Genomic DNA, 4,620 nt, shown 5'->3' with positions numbered 1-4,620 from the left:
CTGCTGTCCTGAGCCACCGCAACACCGTCACGCTCACCCTGGCAGCCCGGCTACTCGGCCGAGACCGCAACACCCTCAGCTACCACGCCCACCGGACCCGGCCTCTGCTGGGCTTCGCGGCCCCCGAACTCGCCGCAATCCTCGCCCAGCCCCGCCGCCGAACCCACCCGCCCCGCTCGATCGAGGCACTCCAGAACGAGATCACCGCCTACGAAACCAACATCAAATCGGGCAGTAGTTAGTTGACGGATCCTGAGCCGCTTCGAGTTCGTTGACGACCATCGGGACGCCTTCGGCGTGAAGCGGCTGTGCCGAGTGCTGCAGGTGTCTCGCTCGGGGTTCTATCGGTGGATCAAGGCGGCGCCGGCCCGGGCGGCGCGGGCTGCGGCCGAGGCCGCGCTGGCCGAAGAGATCAGGCAGATCCACGGCGCGTTCGACGGCACCTACGGCAGTCCGCGCATCACCGCCGAACTGCGGGCCCGGGGCCGCAGGGTCAACCACAAGCGGGTCGCGCGGGTGATGCGCCGGTCCGGCATCGTCGGGCTGCACCTGCGCAAGAAGGTACGCACCACGGTGCCCGAGCCGTCCCATCAGAAGGTGCCCGACCTGATCCGGCGGGACTTCACCGCGCCGGCCCCGAATCAGCGCTATGTCGGCGACATCACGTACCTGCCCGTCGGTGAGGGCCGCTTCCTGTATCTGGCGACCGTGCTGGACCTGGGTTCGCGTCGGCTGGCGGGCTGGTCGATCGCCGATCACATGCGCACCGAACTGGTGAGCGACGCGCTGCGCGGCCGCTGCGACGCGGGGCAGCCTGGACGGCGCGATCTTCCATGCCGATCATGGGGCGCAGTACACCTCGGCCGAGTTCGCCAAGGTCTGCGCCGAGCTCGGCGTGCGGCAGTCCATGGGATCCGTCGGGTCCAGCGCTGACAACGCCGCGGCGGAGGCGTTCAACGCCACCCTCAAACACGAAACGCTGCAGGGCGCCAAGCGCTGGTCCTCGACGCAGGAAGCCCGCCTGGCCGTCTTCAAGTGGATCAACCGCTACAACACCCGAAGGAGACACTCAACCCTCGGCTACCTCAGCCCGATCGACTACGAGCAGCAAACCACCGATAAGGCGCTGCTCGCCGCATAACCACCTGTGTCCACACTTCGGGGCGAGCCCCCACACCTGATCCGGGTTGTAAGGCCACCGCGGTGAACAGGCCGGTCTCGGGCTCGATGGCGAGGTGGGCCTTGAAGCCGTCTTGTCGGTGGGTGCGAGTCCCGCGCACATGCCGCGATTCGGGGTCGACGGTGGAAATCACCCGGTCGGGGACGGTGCGCTGGGCGATGCGCCAGCGTCCGTCCCGGCCGGCGAAGTCCTCGGCCGGTTCCACGTCCTGGCCGGCGACCAAAGCGAGCAGGCCCACCGCAGTGGCGGCTTGGTCGTCCAAGGGCTGCTCGGGCAGGCCGGCCAGCAGCCGGATGGCGTCGGTGACCAGGGCATCCACCAGCGCGGCACGGGCTTGCTCATCGTCCCAGGCGATGCGTGGCTTGCCCGGATCGCCGTAGTCATGGGCGGCGCAACAGTCGGCGGCGACCTGCGCGGCGCCGGGCACGTGGCGGATCATCCGCCGGATGGCGGCAATCAGCTGGGTGACGGTGTCTTGGGTGGCCACGGCGTCGTCGAGCACCGTGGAATCCAGCGCTCGCCGTTGCCGGCCCTTGAGCGCCCCGGTTTCGGCGATCACCTCTCGGACCGCTTGGAAGAGGCGGTCCGGCCGGGTGGAGCGGGCCAGCCGCCGCCGGAAGTAGTAGGTCAGCAGCGACGGGTCGAAGGCGGTGTCGTACAGCCCCAGCCCGCAGGCCGCCTTCCAGCGCAGGTCTCACCGCAACGCCTGGACGGTGTCGGCGTCCGACAGTCCATGCAGCGTCTGCAGCACCACCGCAGCCGCCAGGACCTGCGGCGGCATGCTCGGCCGCCCGTTGGCAGAGGGATACATGTCCGCGAACATCGCCGCCGGAAACAACGCCCGGCGATGCTCGGCCAAGAACGCGAACACACCGCCCGCGGGGATCAACTCCCGGCAGGTCTGCCATACATCCGGCCCGACCAGCTCTCCAGCCCACTCACCCTGCACATCCACCACTGTGGCCCCATCCCGGGAAGAACGAGGCCAGAACACAAGATCTTCAGTGATCTTCTAGCACGCCGAGAGTTCGGGCGCGCCGGATTCGACCCCGCGAAGAACACCCGATGACGTCCTGCTGACCAAGGCGGCAAGCACGGCACCGGCTCTTTCGTGTCCCAGGACGGTGATGTTCACGGCAGGGACTCATGATCGCCGACGCCACTTCAGGGCCTGATCTCAAGACAACCCACGATTTCAAGGGCTCACTGAGAAGACCCTCACCCAGGGGAGACGTGGCAGAAAAGATGCGCCGAATGGCGGTTCACGCGCTCGCTTTGCGGACACGCACACATCACACTGGCACCTGTCGTTTCCCCGGACCTCGGCGCGCCTCATGAACGACAGCGTGGCGACCATCAGGCGAACGAGCCGGGAACGTATCTTCGCGACGCTGGGCAGGCCGGCCGAAGGTGACGCGTCGGATCCGTTGAGACGCCCGCATCATGGCAGGGAGCTTGGATCCCTTGTCCATGTAACGGCTTCTGCCATCGCAAGTGGCGGCTCCCGGACCGGTGGCAAGAAAGCAACAAAATTACGGGGACAAGGCACCCCGTGAACAGAAAGGGAATTGCATGCACTCGATATTCGGGAAACTAGTCCTAGGCACCGCAGTCGCGATCGCAATGGCACTTCCGATCATGTCGGGCGGCGCCTTCGCCGCCGCCCGTTCGCTGCCATCCGCGGACAACACAAAGGTCCAGTATGTCACGAACAACCCGCGAGCCGGAATGGCCTGGGGTAGTGTGCAGCGCCGCATCTATCTGGCATCAGGCACCTATATCTGGCACACCACTCCTACAACTGCCTGCCGACGCGACATTTACCTGGGCACCGGATGGTACACGTGGACGGAAAGCCTTGCGCCAAGAAACGGGTATTACGACCATTACTCGCAACTCGACCCGGACAACCCTGCATGGAATACAGCCGAGCTCTACTGCAAGTGGAATCTGAACGTGTCCAACTCGTACCGATGGGGCTCCGCCCTTCTTCCGCAGTTCTAACCAGGGCCTGTACGCCGTTAGGTCAGAAGAACCCGGTGGCGGTCCGACCTCCGAGCCTGTAGGTCCTCGATCCGGCAACGCGGAGCCCCACAGCTGCCCCACAAGCACAACCCCCCGCGACGGCAGCCCCGGCAAAGGGCGGTGACAGGGACAGAGAGTGGCACGGCGGCGGTTGACGGCCCCGGTCGGCACCATAAGACTGGCGAGATTTCCCGGCCATGACCGTCGCCGTGGTCACAGCCGAGCCAGTTGCCGCGCCGGAGCAAGGGCGCGATGGGGTGCCACCAGCGACACATCCGCCGCCCTCACGCCGGACAACTGCTATATGCAGCGGCCAACGCAGCACTGCCGTTCGAGCTTCTCACGTGGGCCGCCATGTGCAACCGCGGTGTCCGAATACCCAGAACCGCGGTCTCGGGGGACGTCGTGCGGACACGCGAGCCTTGGCTCCTTCTGTCCGCGCAATGGCGCGACAAGGCCGACGGGGTTGTAATGCTCCTCTTGTAGCGTGGTGGGCCGTCAGGCCCGACGCGTTCGCGGCTGGTGGGACACGCGCGGGCTCGGCGAGCCCGGCGACCACACTACGGCAACGCTCGGACTGAGCCATCCTGACCCGGGCCTGCCACCTACATCTCCACGCGGCCGGAAGGCCGCGTGGAGATCATGCTCAACTCCGGCCGCGGCGTCGACGAGCACGGCATGCTCAACGCCAGTACCCACGCCGAACTCCTCATCGTGGACGAAGCCGACAGGCTCCGGGTCGCGGCACTGGAACAGCTACGCGACCACCACGACCGGACCGGCATCGGGTTGATCCTGATCGGGATGCCGGGCATAGAAAAGCGCTCTCGCGCTACCCCCAGCTCTACTCCCGGGTCGGGTTCGTCCACCACTACAAGCCCATGTGGGCTTCCCCTTCTAGCGTGGAGATCTGACCTAAGGAGAAGGTTGGGTCGTGGGAGAGTGTCAATCCCCTCAAACCGTGGAGACGGTCCTATGCCACAGCGGCCCTCAGCAGGGCCGATGAGGCTTGCCTCTTCTCGATCATCTGACGCTCGAATGTGACAGGCGGCAGCCCGTCGTTGGCGCTGTGCCTGCGCTTGACGTTGTAGAAGTCCGCGATCCAGGTCGCGATCTTCAGCCGGCCCTCCGCCCGGGTGCGGAAGTAGTGCCGGTGGACGAACTCGACCTTCAGGGTGCTGTTGAGCGACTCGGCGGCTCCGTTGTCGAGCGCGCACCCGACCCGGCCCATCGACTGCACCACCCCGTGCTTGCGGCATTCGGCCTGGTAGCGGGCAGCGGTGTACTCCTTGGGTTCAAGGAGTCGTCGCAACACTGCTGTTCAGCAGTAAGTTTAGATGATCGCTGAAGGCTTCTGCCGGTGTCTTCCACCCGAGAGTTTTTCGGGGCCTGGTGTTGAGCGCGAATGCTACGGC

3 protein-coding genes and 3 pseudogenes are annotated in these 4,620 nt (G+C 66.2%); 4 read left to right on the top strand and 2 right to left on the bottom strand.

Annotated elements, in window-relative coordinates; genetic code table 11:
* A pseudogene (locus LDL49_RS56125) lies at nucleotides 1-242 on the top strand (ISAzo13 family transposase); the annotation flags it as partial.
* 7 nt (nucleotides 243-249) lie between these two features.
* Nucleotides 250-1,141: pseudogene (locus tag LDL49_RS56120) on the top strand (IS3 family transposase); the annotation flags it as partial.
* Between the two features lie 28 nt (nucleotides 1,142-1,169).
* On the opposite strand, the pseudogene LDL49_RS56115 reads toward LDL49_RS56120, so the two are convergent.
* A pseudogene (locus tag LDL49_RS56115) lies at nucleotides 1,170-2,129 on the bottom strand (transposase); the annotation flags it as partial.
* Nucleotides 2,130-2,803: 674 nt separating this feature from the next.
* On the opposite strand from LDL49_RS56115, the gene LDL49_RS56110 reads away from it, so the two are divergent.
* Nucleotides 2,804-3,184, top strand: a complete 381-nt coding sequence (locus LDL49_RS56110; protein WP_225303133.1) for a hypothetical protein — start codon at nucleotides 2,804-2,806, stop codon at nucleotides 3,182-3,184.
* Between the two features lie 663 nt (nucleotides 3,185-3,847).
* Nucleotides 3,848-4,249, top strand: coding sequence for an AAA family ATPase (locus tag LDL49_RS59740; RefSeq protein ID WP_372470757.1), 402 nt, complete (start codon nucleotides 3,848-3,850; stop codon nucleotides 4,247-4,249).
* Here LDL49_RS59740 and LDL49_RS56100 read toward each other — a convergent pair.
* Nucleotides 4,179-4,517: an integrase core domain-containing protein gene (locus tag LDL49_RS56100; protein WP_225303132.1), complete on the bottom strand. Its 339-nt coding sequence runs from the start codon at nucleotides 4,515-4,517 to the stop codon at nucleotides 4,179-4,181. The two genes, LDL49_RS59740 and LDL49_RS56100, sit on opposite strands and share 71 nt — an antisense overlap.
* Between the last annotated feature and the right edge of the window lie 103 nt (nucleotides 4,518-4,620).

The sequence above is a fragment of the Nonomuraea aurantiaca genome, from assembly GCF_020215705.1.
GTDB lineage: Bacteria > Actinomycetota > Actinomycetes > Streptosporangiales > Streptosporangiaceae > Nonomuraea > Nonomuraea aurantiaca.
The sequence above is the reverse complement of the archived record's forward strand: the minus strand, read 5'-3'. Positions and strand labels throughout refer to the sequence as shown.

What these genes read in the sequence shown, in the direction of transcription:
- LDL49_RS56110 (WP_225303133.1), top strand. Translation starts at nt 2,804, where the DNA reads ATGGCACTTCCGATCATGTCGGGCGGCGCCTTCGCCGCCGCCCGTTCG.
- LDL49_RS59740 (WP_372470757.1), top strand. Translation starts at nt 3,848, where the DNA reads ATGCTCAACTCCGGCCGCGGCGTCGACGAGCACGGCATGCTCAACGCC.